Source organism: Streptococcus sp. NLN76 (assembly GCF_015686645.1).
GTDB lineage: Bacteria > Bacillota > Bacilli > Lactobacillales > Streptococcaceae > Streptococcus.
The window spans coordinates 1-507 of sequence record NZ_JADPMS010000109.1 but is presented as its reverse complement, the minus strand read 5'-3'; the positions used below and the strand labels follow the sequence as shown (position 1 = coordinate 507).

Below are 507 nucleotides of genomic sequence, written 5' to 3'. Positions count from 1 at the left end.
TTAAAAGTTTGAATCCACTCTTCTAGGAAGCTATTAGCCTCTTCCAGAGATTGAATGCCTTTTCTCTGAAGATCAACAGCTAATCGAGATTGTAATGTTTGATTCAGCCTTTCCACCCTTCCCTTCTTCTCAGCGATTGAAGTTGTATCAAGGTCGATGCCCAGCTGTTGGCAAGCAAATCCAAATTGAGTGAGAGTGTGTTCTTCAACTTTTTTCATCTTTTTACTCTGATATTCAAAAACCGTTCGCCTGTCAGTAAGAAATTCCATAGGAATGCCATGCTTGACAAGAATCTGATTTAAGACATTGAAGTAGCCCTTTAGGGTTTCTTGATAGTCGAAGTAGGCTCCTACAATATCTCCAGAAGCATCGTCGACAGCTACATGAAGATGTGTTTCGATTTCACCAAACCAGACAAGCTGACTGGCGTCCATTTGAATAAGTTCCCCTCTGTATTTCCTTCTTGGTCGTGAGGGGTGTTGTTTTCCTGGTTCTTCTATCAAATCA

1 pseudogene is annotated in these 507 nt (G+C 41.0%); it reads right to left on the bottom strand.

Going from position 1 to position 507, the window contains the following annotated elements:
• Nucleotides 1-507: pseudogene (locus I1A59_RS09495) on the bottom strand (DDE-type integrase/transposase/recombinase); the annotation flags it as partial.